This is a genomic window from Legionella sp. W05-934-2, from assembly GCF_964199965.1.
Lineage (GTDB): Bacteria > Pseudomonadota > Gammaproteobacteria > Legionellales > Legionellaceae > JAFIFT01.
The window spans coordinates 18,449-36,499 of sequence record NZ_CAXMZT010000004.1 but is presented as its reverse complement, the minus strand read 5'-3'; the positions used below and the strand labels follow the sequence as shown (position 1 = coordinate 36,499).

Below are 18,051 nucleotides of genomic sequence, written 5' to 3'. Positions count from 1 at the left end.
CTGTTGTAAGAAATTATAGTGCAGTAGTCCGCTGTGAGGATGATATGTTTTCAAAGATAATTCAAACCTATTGGCGGGTTTGCCGATTGCAGATCTCGCCAGCAAAGACACCTAATAATACCTTGCTAACTGGCTTGTTAGTGATTGGCTATGTGCTCGTTAAACTTGGTCTGGTTGCTGTCATACCAAAAGTGGCGGTCGATCAATCCATGACAATGATTCGACAGCTAATTATTACGACCATTTCAATGCTTGGGTATACTTATTTAATTCTCTACAGCCAATCGATGTCAAACCGATTTATTCGAACTATCAATTGTCTTTTTGCTTGCGCTATTCTTATCGAGGTAATGACCATACCGATTTTTTTAATCTTGCCAACGCCGCCTGCAGATCCTTCAGCAACAGTGACAGGGGCAGTAGCAATTGCTCAGTTAACCGCATTTTTTGCGCTATTTATATTTGCCGTTTGGCAGATAGTTGTGAATGTTTATATTTACCAACAGTCGTTGTCTATTTCTCAAGGGCGAGCATTTTTGGTTTGGTTAGGTTTGATTGCCACGCAAATGTCTTTGTTCTTTATCGGGGGAATGATATGAGTCAGCATGTGCATATTTTAGGGATTTCTGGGACGTTTATGAGCTCGATTGCTATTTTAGCAAGAGAGATGGGGTTTTATGTAACCGGTTGCGATGCCAAATGCTATCCGCCTGTTAGCGACATGTTGACTGAGAAGCAAATCCAATGGCATGAGGGTTATGATATCACGAAAGATGCAATCGACGCTGATATTGTCATCGTAGGCAATGTTGTGAAGCGAGGCATGCCGGTTATCGAGCACTTACTTAACATCAACAAACAACTCTGGTCGGGTCCACAGTGGTTAGCCAATCATGTCTTGCCAAACTATAAAGTAGTCGCCGTTTGTGGCACACACGGAAAGACAAGCACCACGGCGATGATAACGCATATTTTTGACCAAGCAGGACTGAAACCTGGCTTTTTGATTGGCGGAGTTGATAATAATTTGAAAACATCCGCTCGATTAGGTGAGGGGGAGTGGTTTATTATTGAGTCGGATGAATATGACAGTGCATTTTTTGATAAACGACCCAAAATGATGCACTATCGTCCGCATATCGCTATTATCAACAATCTCGAATTCGATCATGGGGATATTTACCCCAATCTTGCTGCTATTGTGCAGCAATTTCACTACTATCTCCGCACAATACCGAGTAATAGCTTGTTGCTAACACCGGATGAAGACGTGGCTGTTGGGGAAGTATTAGCCAAAGGATGTTATTGCCACCATCAGCAGATTAGCTTATTGTCTCGCAATGATTGGTATGCTGATTTGCGAGTTGAAGATGGCAGTCAGTTTGATATTTATCACCAAAACCATCGCCTCATGCAGGTCAATTGGCCTGTCATAGGCGCATTTAATGCGAAAAATGCACTAATGGCCATTGCAGCTGGTCACCATGCGGGTATTGCATCAAGCGCCATGGAAAAGGCGCTATCAGAATTTAAGCCGGTGAAAAGGCGGTTACAAAAGTTAGCATCCATCCAGCAAATTGATGTCATTGATGATTTTGCTCATCACCCCACAGCCATTCGCTGTACAATTGACGCCGTGCGAAAGTTAAATCGCTATCAACGTATTATTGCTGTCGTTGAGATAGGGTCGAACACAATGAAGCAAGGGGGACATGCTTATAATTTGCCAATGGCTATTACCCAAGCCGATATCGCTTTTGCCTATTGTGCTGATTCAATTCAGATTGATGGGATGGATATTCAGACAAACTCTGAAACGCTGCTGAGTCAATTGGTTGAAACCGTTAAACCAGGCGACTTGGTATTGTTCATGTCGAATAAAGGGTTTGAAGGGTTGCAAACACGGTTTATTAATCGCTTACAACAGGTTTCTGCATGACTGGAAAATTTGTTCATTTAAGATTACACAGTGAATATTCGTTGGTAGATGGGCTTGTGCGCGTCAAACCGCTCATGGATGCTGTCAAAGAACGTGGCATGAAGGCAGTAGCAGTCACAGACTATTGTAATCTGTTTGCTGCGGTAAAAGTGTATAAAGCGGCATTGGGGGCAGGTGTCAAACCCATTTTAGGCGCAGATATACCTTGGGTTGAGGCGGGAAAGCAAGATAAAGCCTATTCAATGTTGCTTTTATGTCAAAACGAAACAGGTTATCGAAACTTAACATGCCTGATATCTAAAGCTTATCAAGAAGGCCAAATACAAGGTGCGCCGAGGGTTCAAAAAAGCTGGTTTTCCGAGTATAACGAAGGGTTAATTGCATTATCGGGTGCGCAAAATGGCGACGTTGGACAGGCACTGGTTAATGGTAATGAAGCCCAAGCTAACGAAAGGGCGGCTTTTTGGCAGCAGTTGTTTGGTGATCGATATTACCTTGAAATACAACGAGTCGGTTGGGATGGTGAAAAATCATTTAATGAACGAACAGTCCAATTGGCACAGATTTTAAGTTTACCACTCGTTGCAACAAATTCGGTTTGCTTTATTGATGAAGACGACTTTGATGCGCATGAGGCAAGAGTATGTATCAATCAAGGCGTCGTGATAGCGGATCCACGCCGACCCAAATATTATCAAGCGAAACAATACTTGCGAAGCGCAGAAGAAATGCAAACTATTTTTGCTGATTTACCGAGTGCGATAGAAAATGCGGTCGAAATTAGTAAACGGTGCACAGTCAAATTAAATCTTGGCGACAATTTCTTGCCGGATTTTCCCGTTCCTGCGGGGGACAATATTGAATCTTTTTTATCCTCTCAATCTAAAAAAGGATTAGAGGAGCGATTAGTACAACTTTATCCTAATCTAACGCCAGAAGCATTAGCTTCCACTCGTATTGCATATGATGAGCGTCTGCAAATCGAGTTAGATGTGATTAATCGCATGGGGTTTGCCGGCTATTTTTTGATTGTTGCCGATTTTATTCAGTGGGCTAAAAATCATGGTGTTCCGGTTGGGCCTGGTCGAGGATCGGGTGCAGGATCTTTAGTTGCTTATGCGCTGGAAATTACCGATTTAGACCCCCTAGCCTATGATTTGCTTTTTGAACGCTTTTTAAACCCTGAGCGGGTTTCAATGCCGGATTTTGATATCGATTTTTGTATGGAAGGGCGCGATCGCGTTATCGAATATGTCGCTGAAAAATATGGCCGCCAAAGTGTGTCACAGATCATCACTTTTGGCTCTATGGCGGCAAAGGCGGTGATTCGAGATGTTGGCCGCGTTTTAGGTCATCCCTATCCATTTGTTGATAAAATCGCCAAACTCATTCCCTTTGAGATTGGTATCACGTTAACCAAAGCATTGGAGCAAGAACCAGAACTTAAATCACTTCATGATAATGATGAAGACGTCAAAGCATTATTTGAATTAGCATTAAAACTGGAAGGTATTACGCGAAATGCGGGTAAGCATGCTGGGGGCGTGGTCATTGCCCCTTCCAAGTTAACCGATTTTACAGCAGTCTATTGTGAACAAGGCTCCAATCAAATCGTAAGTCAATTTGATAAAGATGATGTTGAAGCAGTTGGCTTGGTCAAGTTTGACTTTCTTGGTTTAAGAACATTGACTATCATTGATTGGGCATTGCAAACCGTTAATCAACAAAGACAAGCCCAAGGGTTAGAACCAATTGATATCAGTCAGATCCCATTTGACGATGACGCCTCTTTCAAGTTGCTTAAAGCCTGTCAAACGACGGCAGTATTCCAATTGGAATCACGTGGTATGAAAGAGTTGATAGGTCGATTGCAGCCGGATTGTTTTGAAGATATTGTTGCATTAGTGGCTTTGTTTCGACCGGGGCCTCTACAGTCTGGCATGGTTGATGATTTTATTGACAGAAAGCATGGGCGCGCGGAAGTCGCTTATCCCCATCCTGATTTGGAACCCATCTTGAAACCAACGTATGGGGTTATCTTATATCAAGAACAAGTCATGCAAATCGCGCAAGTATTAGCAAATTATACGCTGGGCGCTGCGGACATGTTGCGTCGGGCTATGGGTAAGAAAAAGCCAGAAGAAATGGCAAAACAACGAGCGATCTTTTCTGAAGGAGCTAAAGACCGAGGCGTTGATGAGGGCACCGCGACTTATATTTTCGATTTGATGGAAAAATTTGCTGGCTATGGATTCAACAAGTCACATTCGGCGGCTTATGCTTTGGTAGCCTACCAAACAGCCTGGATAAAGGCCCACTACCCAGCTGCATTTATGGCAGCTGTCATGTCGTCTGATATGGATAATACGGACAAAGTGGTTAATTTCATAGATGAATGTGCCCAGCTAAAATTAAAAGTGCTTCCGCCTACTATTAATGCGTCGATGATGCAGTTTACCGTGAATGACCAAGGTGAAATTGTCTATGGCTTGGGGGCCATTAAAGGGGTTGGGGAAGCAGCAATTGAATCAATAATCAGCCAGCGCCAGCAAAACGGCCCATTTAATGATTTATTTGATTTTTGTTGTCGCGTTGAAACCCGTAAAGTCAATCGTCGTGTGATTGAAGCGCTTATCAAATCAGGAACGTTTGATGAATGGCAGACAAGTCGCGCCACGCTATTTGCTTCGATTGATAAAGCAATGAGAATTGCTGAGAAAGCGCAAAAGGATGCATTGACTGGCCAACAGGATATGTTTGATTTATTTAATCATGGCGAAGAAGCAGACGAGGCTAGTCAATACGCAGAAGTTGAGCCTTGGCCAGAGCGACAAAGTTTAGATGGTGAAAAAGAAACACTAGGGTTTTATCTAAGCGGCCACCCAGCTAAGCAATATTGCCTTGAGTTCCATCATCGAATAACTCGGATTATCTCACTTAATCCTATTGTGAGTAAAAAAGCATGGATTTGCGGTCAGGTTATGAGCATTCGTAAAATCCTCACCAAGCGCGGAAAACGCTTAGTGATTGTCAACATCGATGATGCTAGTGCGCGCATTGATTGTGTGGTATTTGGTGAGATATTTGATCAACATAGCCACGCTGTCATAACGGGAGAAATGACCGTCATAGAAGGGGATGTTGCTCAAGATGATTTTTCCGGTGGTGTTAAAATTACGGCAAGCCGACTATTCACCATAGCCGAAGCGCGAAGTTTGATGGCAAAATCGCTGGTTGTCCAATTTGAAGAGCGAGATCATGCGAAGCTTACAGCTTTGAGCGCTATTTTTCGCCAATACCCCGGAGAATGCCCGGTCCAGTTAGCCTATCAAAATGGACAAGCGCAGGCTAAGTTAGATTTGGGAGCAGAATGGTCGGTGTTACCAGATGACAATTGCATTAACGCAATCCGTAAATTAATCGGCGATGACCGCGTGTGTTTTGATTTTGCTTAAAACTTATTCTATCAGTTATTTTAACGGGGTCATTGAAAATGGATTTGGGTGGAAACGCTCTTGCAAGGTGTTGGCAGTTTCAGGGCGTTGGTTAATGCGCTCTTGCAGTTCCCGGACTGTTTGTGGCTGGATTTGACCACCTGATAAAAGCTGTTGATGCAAGCTATCTTTGTCACTATGCTTGACAAGGCCAGACTGCTCTAATCGTTGCACGAATAACGTTCTGAGCTGCTCATCTGTGTTTTTAGAATTAGCCATGCCTTGAGCGATTGTCATTAATTTAGCAGGGTCTGGTGTTTGATTGCCCATTAGTTTTAAAATATGACGATAGGTTTGCGTTACTTGGGCTGAATTCGGTTTTGGCGTTGGCGCAGTCGCCTGTTGAATGGTGGGACGCGTTTGTTGAGTTTGCTTTAATTGATTCACTTGGGTCTTGTTTTCTTCTAATGCAACCAGTTGGTGGGTTAATAGCAGCATGCGGTTATTTAATTGTTCAACGCGTCCGGCTAATTTTTCTGCGCGTGTGGATAACAAGCCATGCTCTGCTGCTTTATTGCTGGCGCAAAGCTTCGATACTTCGCAGTATTGCAGTTGATGAGTTTTAAACGTCTTCACCGCTTGCTCGCGCTTTTCCTGGCTAAGGTCTTTTGCGTTTTCCCCTTTACCAAGCACCATGAACTCTCCTTCGTGCTTGACTAACTGCAGATCCGGTTTCAAGCAGAATGCTGCTTCATGATAGCGATCACGCTTTGCTACACCTTGCAATAGTTCACCTTCCGCCGTATAGAGATTATCTTCGATGAACGATCGTAGCATGGCTCTTTTTAAGGCTAGGGCGTTTAAACGGTGTATTTGCTTTGTTGGATCTTCATTGTCGTCGACTTTTTTAGCAATTTTATTGGTTAGCTTTTCGATTTTTTCATTGAGTTCATGGACGTGTTTGTTGAGTGCATCGGGCTTATCCCCATCTGATTCGATTAATTTCAGGCCTTCGCCCATGTGACGATCAATCACTTGATATTTATCTTCTAGCGAAGCCACATCTTTTGCCAAACTCTCTTGATCTTTTTCTAATTGCTCAGCTTCTTTGTTGTACATATCTAATTGTTTTTCGAGTACTTTCGCGGCTGAGTCATACATCGATGATGCTTGATCTGTGAACTGTTTTGACTCATTTATTAGATGCTCCTCACCGCTTTTAATTATTTTTTCGATTTCTTGATATGCTTCACGCAGGCGCTCTTTTGCTTTGGCTTCTCGATGAAGTAACGATAGCAATAGGAAAGCTAACATACGATTATGTCGTATTTGGTCGTCTCTTCTGTCGAGTTCGTGCTGTTTTTGGTAGGTTTCTTGTAATTCAATTTGCTCAACGACCATATTGACCGCTTCGATGCCAGCAGGTGTTTGCATATATTGTTCAATTTCAGCTGGCGTATCGAGTCCAAAGGCTGCCATTAAACGCAAGCGCAATTTTTCTATTTGTGGAGACGCAATCGGGTTACCATTTGGACTAACGGCTGTCATCAATGTCACTGGGGGTAGTGTTGGTTGTTCTATCGTTGCCATTAGCGCCTCAAATAGTGAACGTTATAGGTTGATTATAACCCAAATTAATTGGTTAAACAATGCTCATAATGTCGTTGCATTACCAGCATTGTGCGACCGTACCCGTCGGTGCCCCAGCGGGTCCGTTTGCAATCCCTTTTTGTCCTAAGTTATTATAAGTCAAACTTTGACAGCGTGTATCTCGGTTTGCTTGTTCCAACCGCGGGGTTGCTTGAACGGTAAACGTTCCTGCACCTTGGGCAGTGATTGATAAAGTATACCAGCCATCAGGCGAGATATTTGTACCAAGCACATCGGTTGCCCCGTTGCCCGCTGCAACAGTGGCAGTTGCATAGGTGTTGTTTTCTGAATAATACCGCTCCATTCGAGTAGCCAAGTCCAATAACGCAGACTGACCATCAGCGCGGTGAGCACGCGTGGTATATTCATTATAACTGGGATAAGCAATGGCTGCTAGTATTCCAATTATTCCCAATACAATCATTAGTTCAACTAAAGAAAATCCATTTTTCATATCTTCACCTAGCCTTTCAAGATAGTAACGCGTCCTCATTTTTCCAAATTATCTCCTTATTGATCTGGAAAAATGAGAAGTTGACCAACTTATTTAGCGAGTTGGCGTAAGACATAATTTAATATGCCCCCATTATTATAATAGGCCAGCTCGTCGGCTGTATCAATTCGACAGAGGACAGATACGTGATCTTTTGTTCCATTTTCACGTTCAATGGTCATGGTCAGCCTATCAGCGGGCTTGAGCTTATCATTGACTTCAATCGAGATAAACTCATTCCCTGTCAGATGCAAGGTTTTTCGAGTACTGCCCTGATCAAATTGAAGCGGGAGAACGCCCATGCCGATTAGATTGGAACGATGTATTCGTTCAAAGCTCTCGGCGATGACTGCTTTGACGCCGAGCAGCAATGTGCCCTTAGCCGCCCAATCCCGTGAGGAACCCGTCCCATATTCTTTCCCCGCAATGACCACTAAGTCACAGCCATCTTTTTGATATTTCATCGATGCATCAAAAATAGAAAGGGTTTCACCCGTTGGAATATATTTGGTAAATCCACCCTCAACATCCGGGGTCATCTCGTTACGAATACGGATATTGGCAAATGTTCCGCGCATCATCACTTCATGGTTACCTCTGCGGGAACCATAGGAGTTAAAGTCGACTTCATGAACGCCTTTGCTTTTTAAGTATATTCCAGCAGGTGAGTTTGCTTTGATTGATCCAGCAGGGGAGATATGATCGGTGGTGATCGAATCACCTAATAATGCCAACACTCTAGCGCGATTGATAGGCTTTATCGGGGGTACTTTTGCGCTGATATTCTCAAAAAATGGTGGGTGTTGGATGTAAGTTGAATCCGCTTTCCAGTCATAGGTTTTGCCTGTGCCAACTTGGATGGCGCGCCATTGTTCGTCACCTTCAAATACTTCGGCATATTCTTTACGAAACATTTGGCCCGTCACTTTTTCAACTTCCGCAGCCACTTCCGCATTGGTTGGCCAAAGATCTTTCAAAAATACCGGTTTGCCATGTTTGTCTTCACCCAGTGGCTCTTTATTTAAATCAAGCTTCGTTGAGCCTGCCAAAGCGAATGCGACAACAAGCGGTGGCGAAGCTAACCAGTTAGCTCGTACGAGGGGATGCACTCGTCCTTCAAAGTTACGGTTTCCAGATAACACGGAGCTGACAACCAACTCATGATCATTAATGGTTTTGCTCACGTGATCGGGTAATGGCCCTGAGTTACCAATACATGTTGTGCAGCCATAACCGACTAAATTGAAACCCAGTTTATCCAAATACGTTTGCAATCCCGCCGCTTTGAGGTAATCCGTCACCACTTTAGAGCCAGGTGCTAGCGAGGATTTTACCCATGGTTTACGGGTCAGACCCTTTTCGACGGCCTTTTTCGCGACCAAACCTGCTGCCATTAATACACTTGGGTTGGAGGTATTCGTACAAGAGGTGATTGCAGCAATGACAACATCGCCGTGAGTGAGTTCAAAATTTTCACCTTTAACCGGGTATCCTTTGTTTTGTTTATTCGCTGCAACAGCCTCATTAAGCATGTCATTGAATGCGTTGGGTAATGTGCTCAAGGTCACCTTGTCTTGGGGTCTTTTGGGTCCGGCAAGCGAGGGTTCAACGGAAGCCAAATCAAGTGATAGAACGGCACTAAACTCGGGTTGAGTCGATTGGGTGTCATACCAGAGGCCTTGCGCTTTGCAGTAGGCTTCCACCAGTTTGATTTGCTCTGCATCCCGGCCTGTTAATTCAAGGTATCGAAGGGTTTCTTTGTCCACCGGGAAAAAGCCGCAGGTGGCGCCATATTCTGGGGCCATATTCGAAATCGTGGCTCGGTCAGCAAGGGGTAGATCCGCTAATCCTGCGCCATAAAACTCGACGAATTTCCCAACAACCCCGTGTTTTCTCAACATTTGCGTCACGGTTAATACTAAGTCAGTCGCGGTGATGCCTTCTCTTAACCGACCGTTCAGTTCAAAGCCGACAACTTCTGGTATGAGCATGGAAATGGGCTGGCCAAGCATCGCTGCCTCGGCTTCAATGCCGCCTACGCCCCATCCAAGGACACCAAGCCCATTAATCATGGTTGTGTGTGAGTCGGTGCCGACTAATGTGTCTGGGTAAGCATACCATTTTCCTTGGTGCTCGGACGACCACACAGTTTTACCCAAATACTCAAGGTTTACTTGGTGGCAAATGCCTGTGCCGGGAGGCACAACCCGAAAATTATCGAAAGCCGTTTGTCCCCAACGCAAAAATTCATAGCGCTCGAGGTTACGCTTCATTTCGATGTCAGTGTTGAATTTCATCGCTTCCGGTGAAGCGAATTGATCGACCATCACCGAATGATCGATGACTAAATCCACCGGTGATAATGGTGAAATTTTATTTGGGTCGCCTCCCATTTTTTCAATGGCATCGCGCATGGCGGCTAAATCGACAACGGCAGGGACGCCTGTAAAATCTTGCATCAATACACGGGTTGGTCGATAAGCAATTTCATGGTGAGAGGATTTTGTGTCTAACCAATCGATCATGGCTTTAATATCTGCTTTGGTCACCGTTTCCCCGTCTTCAAAGCGTAAAAGGTTTTCTAATAAAACCTTCAGTGAATTTGGTAATCGACTAACGCCTGGATAATGTTGCTTTTCGAGCTCAGGTAAACTGTAGTAATGGTAGGTTTTACCGGCGACTTCAAGTTGTTTACAAACTGAGTGGCTGTCATTTCCAACTTTCATTCAAAACTCCAAAATTCATTAGTATTGAGTAGGCTATATAATATACCCAAGTTACGTCAAAATACAGAACTTACTATAAACCCTTGCGATGGGGAAAAATAATTCGTGTCCGGATTTTTGTTTAAAAAATCATTGCAAGCATAGCATGTTTTACTGGCATAGCATTTGCATATATTTACTTAAACGATGGTGCCCTAACAAGTGATAAATGGGTGATACACGACTAAAAGGAATGCATGATGGGAGAAGGCATACAATTTAATGCTCAAACAATTAACGGCAGGGCGACTGAGCTTTCAGGGCAGGTGAGCCAGTCTGGTGATGAGCAAAATACCTTTTTAATGCTGATGCAATTAATGTTTCCCGTGCCGGAAAAATTCATCACGAATGACCTTGAGGCAGAAGCTTCCTCCTTACCCACCTCTGATGAGAGCAATATCAATGAACCCGCCTCCGTTGCCGGAGACCAAGATGACCAAACAGCTCAATTAGCATTGGTGCTAAATTGGCTCGGTTATGCAGCTGGCTTGGGAGATGAAAATCAGGAAGGCCAACTTTCAGGTGAGGCGGGCTCTGAAACTGAAATAACATTAGAAACCTTGGCTACCTTACTAGCAAAATCAGATAAAGGCGTCAGTCAAGCAGAGCTGATGGCAACAAACGCTGGAAAAACAAATTTACCAATAAAGCCTCTACAATCTGATAATTTGCCAGTCGATCCGGCAACATGGGTGAAGCAAGGTCCGGACTTAAAAATGGGCGATTCCCCGGAAATAATCAATACGGATGTTGAGATTGATTCGCCGCTTAATTTAACAACGGCAACGCAAACCTCTCCTAATAAACAGGATTTAACCAATCAGTTAATTGCGGAACTGGTTGGAAAAAAAATCCTTGCTCAAAACACAACACATGAGGGTGGAACACCTTTGAATGGGGCACAAACGACATCCCTATCGAACCAGGTTATCACTGCCAGTAACGCTCAAGTAGCCAATTTACATCCAACTCCTTCAGTAGATAGTCCAAAAACCTATCAACTGCCTACTCCAATGGCCAATCAAGATTGGGCGAACCAATTTAACCAACAGATTGTATGGCTAAGCCAACAGCAGATTAAATCAGCCATCATACGCTTAAACCCCAAAGAGATGGGTGCTTTAGAGGTGAATTTAAAAATTGATAAAAATCATGCCATTATTCAGATGACCACACATCATGATAGCGCTAGGGATGCGATTGAACAGACGTTACCAAAACTGCGCGACATGATGCACGAGCAAGGCATTCATTTAGATGATGTGAATGTGCAAACAAGACACCAGCATGACAGTAAAAATCAAAGCCAAATGAGTTCAGCGACAACACTCACCCATGAAGATGGCTTTAATGATGCACAAGAGGAAAGCCTCAACTCAGAATCTATCACGGTTTCCAAAGGCTTGATCGATTATTTTGCATGAGCCACCATCAGGGTGAATGCGGCTGATAGGAATCAAGGATTGGCATCAATGAACGCTTCACCGGTTCAGAGAAATAGGTAAATTGCATTAAACTTTGATGCACCTGATTACAGTTATCGTCTTTTGCAAAGAAGGTATCCATGCGGCTATATCGAAGTCCTTTAAATGAAATCCCTAATGGCGAGAGTGCATCAGAAACACAACATAAGTGCTTTTCTTTATCGTCAATCATCACCGCTTTTTGCCAATCAGGTTTGTTTAAGGAAATCCAGTTTTTTAATACGTTGCCTTTTGGCTTACCATCACAAAAGATAATATCATCAAAGTTTAATCCAATGGATGCAAGTTGGCGGCTTGTGGCTTCTGCAATGTCTTGACCCCGGGATGTTAGTGCAATAACGGGGTAGCCTATGGATTGCAGGCAGCGAATCAACAGAATCACTTTATCTTCCACAGCTTGCATTTTGCTTTGACGTTGAACTTCATAATAAAGCGCTACAGCAAGGTTTGTGATCTCTGATTTATCCGTTAAGGCATGTCCAAGGTATTCAAATAGGCGCATAAACCACTGATCACTGCCTAAATAAGTGCCTGGCCAACCCACCGTATTGTCTAAATCGAATATAATGACGGAAGTGTCATAGGAAATAATGGATAAAAATCCTCTTATTTCATCATTCTCTATTATATTGCTGAATCGGTTGTTGCCAGGCATGTTATTTTTCTCCTAAAACACATCAAGACATAGCGTGCTGTCTCGATGGCGTTGTTCGCAAGGGGTAACGATGTTGGGTATTAGCAAATAAACCCAGCTGACTTGACTTCGCGTTGGTTGAGTTCATTTGAGCATCGGGTATATCCTTCTGCCTACCTTTTTCTTTTGACTTAGCCATATGAGTCACATCGGATGCAGACTCTTCCATGTCTTCATCGTTTGCTGCTGTAAGGGATTCCTCTGCCTGGCTATCATCCGAATCTCTGGTGAGCCGAGTAGGATAGGCTGCTTGGGATTTATTGAAAGAAGCATTCCATTTATCCGCAGAACGGCCCTGTGAAATCACAGATACCACAGTCGGTTGTTTATTGGTTAATATTGCCTGCGAAACACCCGTTAATTGCGCTATATCGCTGGCGACGGGGAAAACTGGATATTTCTGTTGCAGTGGCTCTAAGTGTTGCATGAAGCGGAGAAAATGGTCTTTAAAGCCAACACGCACTTCAAAATCAAGCGTTTTAATGAGTTCTGTATCAAACAGCATTTCAAACGTTGGCTTGATGGTGACGTAACTATTAGGGCAGTGTAGAGCATACCATTTGGCAACGCGCTCAAGCACCATCATCATTGTGTTTGCCCATTTAGGACCACTGCCTAAATTATCGGGACGTTGTGGATCGATCCAGCTGGGCGTTAATGAATAGCCTTCCGCATGAAGCCATTCTGGTCGGTAGTTGCTTTGAAAGGGATTGCGGAGATCGGCCTCAATCGCCCGTTCAAAAATCTCTCTCATTTCAGGCGTTAACTTATCAGCCATTTGCTCATAGTAAAATTCATAGGCTTCTTTGGCAGAATAACCCATGACGGTGTTTTGATCGGGGTTTCGTCGAGTGACTGCTGAGCGTTCCACAACGGATTCTGGGTCGACTTTTAACTCCCTGCCGCCAATATAATATTTGTCCGAATTAACTGGTTTTTTGGTAATGGGCACTAATTTTGTGCTGCCCCAAAATGGTTCGTTCTTCCCTTTTGGTGGTGGTGCAAAGGGTAGGAACGTATATTTTTTGTTATGCTCGTCGGTGAATGTATAACTCCGCGTGGCATAAACGGTATTTCCATCGAGGGTTTGGGCTTGATAGACTTGTCTACCGAAGCGATTAATGGGGGTAATATCTTTGAGTGGCTTCCAGGTAGGGGCACCTTCAACCTTAGGCATCTCATATTGATGGGCAACGACTTTTTTTCCGTTATAGAAAACCACTGCTCCACCAATAACATCACTGTTGGGAATAAAGCGGTAGTATTCATTTTCGCAGAGATTTCCATAATCTTCTTGCGTAAACGTTAATTCCTTTCTATCGGGTACTTCAGATACTGCACTTCCAACACCAATGCGACTTAAGTCTGAACTACAAAGTGCATTGTTGGATGACTTTGATTGATTTCCCATAATAAAATCCTTTTAAAAGTCAACAACAATTATTTCCATATTTTTTTGCACTGCCCTTAAACCATAACATCGTTAATTTTTGATCACAACTCTTTTTTTTATTAAAAAAAAATTCGAAAATCATCGAGTTATGCTGGCGGTTTTGTGTGAGGAAACACAAGAGAATAGGGGGGTGTAGGCAATCTTATCTGCCCCTCATAAGGGGCGTGATTTAGGATACCCTGTGGCATATTTCTAAATTAAAAAAAGCAATGTTTTTGTTTTACTTGCGAGTCCCTTTTTTTACTTAGCTAGGCTAAAAAAATGAGGACTGTTTTCCTGATTTTTTAAATCAAGAATAATCTCATCCAGTTCGTCAATGATAGCTGTGTTCTTAGATGAGCTCGATTGTTCGAATTGACGTAATCCTTCATAAAAAGCCAATTCCTGGGCAGGATCATGAAAGAAATCCTTAATATACCGCTTTAACATCGGTGAAATTGTCATGTTATATCGCTCCTTGATAATAACCTGTCTCTTTCAAATTATCGATTTTATAAGGCCACGTCAACTAGGGCAGGTCAACTATCCCAGAAGGATTCTGAATTTTCGCAAGCCTGTGAGATGATAAGCATATTTTTGAGAAGAATGGTGAAGCGAGACGATATTCGCTTGTGGATTATATTGTGGGGTGGTTATCCCTTGTTATCATTTGATAACTTTTAAGTCATAAAATTGGTTTTCCGACAAGTCTAAAAGGATTATTGGTGTGGGATATTTTCTGAAATTGTTGAACTACGCAAAAGCGGCTGTCTGATAAGCGTTGGTTTGGTAGTCGTCATTGTTTGAGAGAGTTTCTGACAATGCGAATAACCCACAACCCATGATGAAAATCGTGGTTGATAGAATCCATCCTGCTACGATGGCGACACCCACTCCCGGAACGCCTAAATAAACGGATAGCGCGACGGCCAATGCGGAGGTGATAGGCGAGGCCATTATGAGTGGCATGGGATCATACGATCCTCTTCCAAACATAGAGCCAAGGATAATACCTGTTAGAAATTGATCATGGTGTTTTTCAGCACAGGCTAACATGACGATATCAATCGAAAGAGTGCCGACACAGGCCATCAGAAATAATGCTAGACCACCACTATAGAATAAAGCTTTACCGATAATGAGCGAAAAATCAGCGAGCCTTTGTTTTGCAGTTTCTTGAAACGACATCATGTCAAATTCAGCGGTGGAAAGCATTCGATGCTAGCATTTTCAAACGGGTTGGGCAAGCCGATGGGCCGGTTCTCAGTATGAAAAATCTCTGGTGTGAACGTTTGCAACAAACCGATATTTACAGCTTAAATCAGCGTAAGCCCTAAAGATCTTAGATTATAATAGCAATTCATTCACCGTGACGACTGACTCGACTGCCGGCGGAACGCCTGACAACTTAGCTAAGGCTATTCCCGTCAACTGAGCAATATCGGTTGCTTGTGGTATAACAGGATTTAATTGACGCAGCGGTTCTATTCGATGAAAGAAATTCAATGAGCGGTTACCGTGGCGAAGGTGTACTTCATAGTCAATCGACTCAATCAAATCGGTCATCAACAGCATATATAAGGACGATTTGATACTGGTCGATACCGTGGGGAAATGGTAGGCAAAATATTGACACATATACTCAAAGATCATCATCTCTGAATTAGCCCAATAAGGACCACTCCCTAAGTTTTCTTTACGTTGGGGATTCATCCATTTTGGCGTTAGCGAATAAGCTTCTGCATGCAGCCACTCAGCAGAAAAATTTTTAGACATGGGATGTTGTTTGTCAGCAAAAATTGATCTTAATAACAGAATGTTCATCTCAGGGGTCAAGATGGTTTGATACTTCAGCCAAAACTCAAAATAGGATGTTACCGCAGGGCGCTCCATCACTTGCAACTGACTTTGTGATCGTTTTTCTGCTAGGCGTGCAAAGACTGATTTGGAATCAACTAATAGCTCGTTACCTCCTTTAACGATATTAGAAGGCGGCAGCCTACGTTCCTTGGATATGTCAATTAATTGAGAATTCCCCCAAAATGGTTCGGATTTGTTCGCAGGGGGAAGCGCAAAAGGTCTAATTTCAAAGTGACGATTGGTTTCATCGGTAAAGCGATAGCTTTGATTAGAATAGACAGTTGCCCCGCTTGGCGTTTTAGCTTGATAGGCTGTTTTTCCAAATCGCTGTATGGGTTGAATATCAGCAAGTGGGACCCAGTTAGGTTCCCCTTGGTTGCATGGTGGCATGGCATATTGGCTTGCGGTGACTTGTTTACCATTAAACGTTAAAACCGCATTACCAATAATGGAGCTATTTGGCATAAAGCGATTATAATGATTTTGGCTCAGTTGTTGAAACCCGCTACTTGTAAAATGCAACGTGTTGCTTTTATTAATCACTGATCCATTATGAGTTGTGGTGGAAGTGTTTGCCATCGCGTTGGATTTGACGGCATTACTCGTTGAATGGTGTTGATTTTTTTGGCGATGAGGTCGATTAAATCTTGAGAAAAAATGATTTTTATTTGCTTTGAACACAGATATTTTAGAAATAAACGATTTCATAGTGCGATGGTTGCTTAGTTAGTGGAATTGCCGCTGTACTTAATAAGAGCAATTATTGTCGGATAAGTGTATAAATTTTTCTTTTTGTTGTCTAGTTAATCTTTGTCTGATAGAATTCGCCCATTCACAAGAGGGTGGGTGTTGAAGAATGGATGTTCTCAAAGATTCCCACCTTTTTGCAAGACGAGATACTTGATAGCACAGAATTAGCTATATTGATAAAAGGTCCTTGAGTGATGAATTAATGAAAGTTGCGCTTGTTGATATTGATGGATGTGCTGTCCAGGATGGTAAATTAAACCAAACAATGGTTGATATCCTTCGGAAAGGGGGGTATGACCAGGTTTTTTTATTTACTCAGCGAAATACCTTTTTGCAAGTAGCCCAAATCACACGTGCCTATGCAATGGCCGATACAATCCCCAATATAGACCAAGTGATTACCACTGTTGATGCTGTTGAGCAATTATCAGGTGCTATTGGAAAACCGGTTGCCGTGTCAACGAGTGTCGATCAGTTTTTTGGTCAGCCCACCGCGTATTATCAAGAAACACTCGCACCCTTTGAGAAAGCTGTGAAAGAAGAGGCTTTGCGGGCACGGACAAAAAGTAAATCGATGGATGATTTTAATGCCAAACAATTTAATCCTCAAATAGAAGCTGACACAGAGCGCATGCGAAAGCAATTGGGGATTAATGATCCAAGAGTTAACATGGCTAACCTGATACCCGAAGGAAAAGTCAACCAATACCGGTTTTTAATCAATAACTTACCGATCAGCAGCAACGATGCAATTGAGGTGGATTATTTCGATGATAGCATGAGAAACTTGGATGAATTTTTAGGGGAAGATTTACCTGTTAAGCCCAATTTATACCTGGTTTCAGGTCAATACGCAGCACCATTAGCAACATTTGATAGTAAAATGGCACCTCATGGGCGAGAAGACGAGCTAGCCGTTGTGCAAACCAAAGCGAGGTATACAGACAGAGGAATTAGTCGAGAAAATGCAACGTTATTGGCAAAGTATGGTTCTGAACTGAATAAAACGATTGATGCAATTTCCCACGGTTTGCCAGAGAAAGAGGAAGAAAAGGCCCATAGGCGTATGAAGGACTTGGCTGCAGTGACCGCTTTTTTGAAAGGAAGTGAACTCGAAAAAACTGACATGGCTCGGGTACGGGCGTTTGCTTTACAAGAACAAGATACTAAGCTATTAGAAATTGCCTATACCAAAGAGTATGGGCTTGCAAAAGCTGCTTTGATTGCTCAATGCACGCTAAAGTATGACAGTGAATTGAATAAAACAACATCCGAACCGGACATGGAAGCGATTCAAGTGTTAAAACACACAATCGATGTCTTAAAAAGCAGCGAAAATCAGCCCCCACCACTGGATCACCAAGCGTTTCATAAATTAAGTGGATTACTGCCGAATGCAGATTTATCCCCGATTCAGGAAAATGTGACCCAATCCACCAAAGAGACCTGTCAGCACTACAAGAAGCGGTTCCACCAAACATTACAATCTGCGGATGCGCCTGCAGCACCAGATTCCGATATCAAGCCCTCTAACTAACATTAGGGCAAGC

At 43.0% G+C, this 18,051-nt stretch carries 13 protein-coding genes; 5 read left to right on the top strand and 8 right to left on the bottom strand.

The genetic code is table 11. The features are described from left to right. The first annotated feature begins 44 nt into the window (after positions 1-44). Genes AB3348_RS05475 through dnaE form a run of 3 tightly spaced genes read left to right on the top strand, consistent with a single transcriptional unit; the run spans position 45 to position 5,394 of the window. Positions 45-599 carry a hypothetical protein gene (locus AB3348_RS05475; RefSeq protein ID WP_367606571.1) on the top strand — a complete coding sequence of 185 codons (555 nt, stop codon included), beginning with the start codon at positions 45-47 and terminating at the stop codon, positions 597-599. After that, positions 596-1,939 carry a UDP-N-acetylmuramate:L-alanyl-gamma-D-glutamyl-meso-diaminopimelate ligase gene (gene mpl, locus AB3348_RS05470; RefSeq protein WP_367606570.1) on the top strand — a complete coding sequence of 448 codons (1,344 nt, stop codon included), beginning with the start codon at positions 596-598 and terminating at the stop codon, positions 1,937-1,939. The genes AB3348_RS05475 and mpl overlap by 4 nt, the downstream gene beginning before the upstream one ends. Continuing rightward, entirely contained in the window at positions 1,936-5,394 is a 3,459-nt protein-coding gene (gene dnaE / locus AB3348_RS05465; protein WP_367606569.1) for a DNA polymerase III subunit alpha, read from the top strand. The genes mpl and dnaE overlap by 4 nt, the downstream gene beginning before the upstream one ends. Positions 5,395-5,409: 15 nt before the next feature. On the opposite strand, the gene AB3348_RS05460 is transcribed toward dnaE, so the two are convergent. The 3 genes from AB3348_RS05460 to acnA form a co-directional block, all read right to left on the bottom strand. Next, on the bottom strand, positions 5,410-6,963 hold the full coding sequence (locus tag AB3348_RS05460; RefSeq protein WP_367606568.1) for a hypothetical protein: 1,554 nt from the start codon (positions 6,961-6,963) through the stop codon (positions 5,410-5,412). A 79-nt stretch (positions 6,964-7,042) separates the two neighbouring features. Continuing rightward, positions 7,043-7,477, bottom strand: coding sequence for a type IV pilin protein (locus AB3348_RS05455; protein ID WP_367606567.1), 435 nt, complete (start codon positions 7,475-7,477; stop codon positions 7,043-7,045). 89 nt (positions 7,478-7,566) lie between these two features. Further along, positions 7,567-10,242: an aconitate hydratase AcnA gene (gene acnA, locus AB3348_RS05450; RefSeq protein WP_367606566.1), complete on the bottom strand. Its 2,676-nt coding sequence runs from the start codon at positions 10,240-10,242 to the stop codon at positions 7,567-7,569. A 236-nt stretch (positions 10,243-10,478) separates the two neighbouring features. Here acnA and AB3348_RS05445 point away from each other — a divergent pair, with 236 nt between their 5' ends. Further along, complete coding sequence (locus AB3348_RS05445; protein ID WP_367606565.1) at positions 10,479-11,705, top strand: flagellar hook-length control protein FliK; 1,227 nt, start codon at positions 10,479-10,481, stop codon at positions 11,703-11,705. Between the two features lie 7 nt (positions 11,706-11,712). Here the strand turns inward: AB3348_RS05445 and AB3348_RS05440 are convergent, their stop codons facing one another. The 5 genes from AB3348_RS05440 to AB3348_RS05420 all read right to left on the bottom strand — a co-directional run bounded on the left by AB3348_RS05440 (position 11,713) and on the right by AB3348_RS05420 (position 16,459). Further along, entirely contained in the window at positions 11,713-12,420 is a 708-nt protein-coding gene (locus AB3348_RS05440) for a DUF2608 domain-containing protein (protein WP_367606564.1), read from the bottom strand. Positions 12,421-12,442: 22 nt separating this feature from the next. After that, complete coding sequence (locus tag AB3348_RS05435; protein ID WP_367606563.1) at positions 12,443-13,870, bottom strand: hypothetical protein; 1,428 nt, start codon at positions 13,868-13,870, stop codon at positions 12,443-12,445. Positions 13,871-14,152: 282 nt separating this feature from the next. Beyond that, positions 14,153-14,356: a hypothetical protein gene (locus tag AB3348_RS05430; protein WP_367606562.1), complete on the bottom strand. Its 204-nt coding sequence runs from the start codon at positions 14,354-14,356 to the stop codon at positions 14,153-14,155. A gap of 288 nt (positions 14,357-14,644) precedes the next feature. Next, positions 14,645-15,082, bottom strand: a complete 438-nt coding sequence (locus AB3348_RS05425) for a hypothetical protein (RefSeq protein ID WP_367606561.1) — start codon at positions 15,080-15,082, stop codon at positions 14,645-14,647. 156 nt (positions 15,083-15,238) lie between these two features. Further along, positions 15,239-16,459 (bottom strand): hypothetical protein, encoded by a 1,221-nt coding sequence (locus tag AB3348_RS05420; protein ID WP_367606560.1) that lies wholly within the window; start codon positions 16,457-16,459, stop codon positions 15,239-15,241. Between the two features lie 229 nt (positions 16,460-16,688). On the opposite strand from AB3348_RS05420, the gene AB3348_RS05415 reads away from it, so the two are divergent. Next, positions 16,689-18,038, top strand: a complete 1,350-nt coding sequence (locus AB3348_RS05415; RefSeq protein WP_367606559.1) for a hypothetical protein — start codon at positions 16,689-16,691, stop codon at positions 18,036-18,038. Positions 18,039-18,051 lie beyond the last annotated feature (13 nt).

What these genes read in the sequence shown, in the direction of transcription:
- AB3348_RS05475 (WP_367606571.1), top strand. Translation starts at nt 45, where the DNA reads ATGTTTTCAAAGATAATTCAAACCTATTGGCGGGTTTGCCGATTGCAG.
- mpl (WP_367606570.1), top strand. Translation starts at nt 596, where the DNA reads ATGAGTCAGCATGTGCATATTTTAGGGATTTCTGGGACGTTTATGAGC.
- dnaE (WP_367606569.1), top strand. Translation starts at nt 1,936, where the DNA reads ATGACTGGAAAATTTGTTCATTTAAGATTACACAGTGAATATTCGTTG.
- AB3348_RS05460 (WP_367606568.1), bottom strand. Translation starts at nt 6,963, where the DNA reads ATGGCAACGATAGAACAACCAACACTACCCCCAGTGACATTGATGACA.
- AB3348_RS05455 (WP_367606567.1), bottom strand. Translation starts at nt 7,477, where the DNA reads ATGAAAAATGGATTTTCTTTAGTTGAACTAATGATTGTATTGGGAATA.
- acnA (WP_367606566.1), bottom strand. Translation starts at nt 10,242, where the DNA reads ATGAAAGTTGGAAATGACAGCCACTCAGTTTGTAAACAACTTGAAGTC.
- AB3348_RS05445 (WP_367606565.1), top strand. Translation starts at nt 10,479, where the DNA reads ATGATGGGAGAAGGCATACAATTTAATGCTCAAACAATTAACGGCAGG.
- AB3348_RS05440 (WP_367606564.1), bottom strand. Translation starts at nt 12,420, where the DNA reads ATGCCTGGCAACAACCGATTCAGCAATATAATAGAGAATGATGAAATA.
- AB3348_RS05435 (WP_367606563.1), bottom strand. Translation starts at nt 13,870, where the DNA reads ATGGGAAATCAATCAAAGTCATCCAACAATGCACTTTGTAGTTCAGAC.
- AB3348_RS05430 (WP_367606562.1), bottom strand. Translation starts at nt 14,356, where the DNA reads ATGACAATTTCACCGATGTTAAAGCGGTATATTAAGGATTTCTTTCAT.
- AB3348_RS05425 (WP_367606561.1), bottom strand. Translation starts at nt 15,082, where the DNA reads ATGATGTCGTTTCAAGAAACTGCAAAACAAAGGCTCGCTGATTTTTCG.
- AB3348_RS05420 (WP_367606560.1), bottom strand. Translation starts at nt 16,459, where the DNA reads ATGAAATCGTTTATTTCTAAAATATCTGTGTTCAAAGCAAATAAAAAT.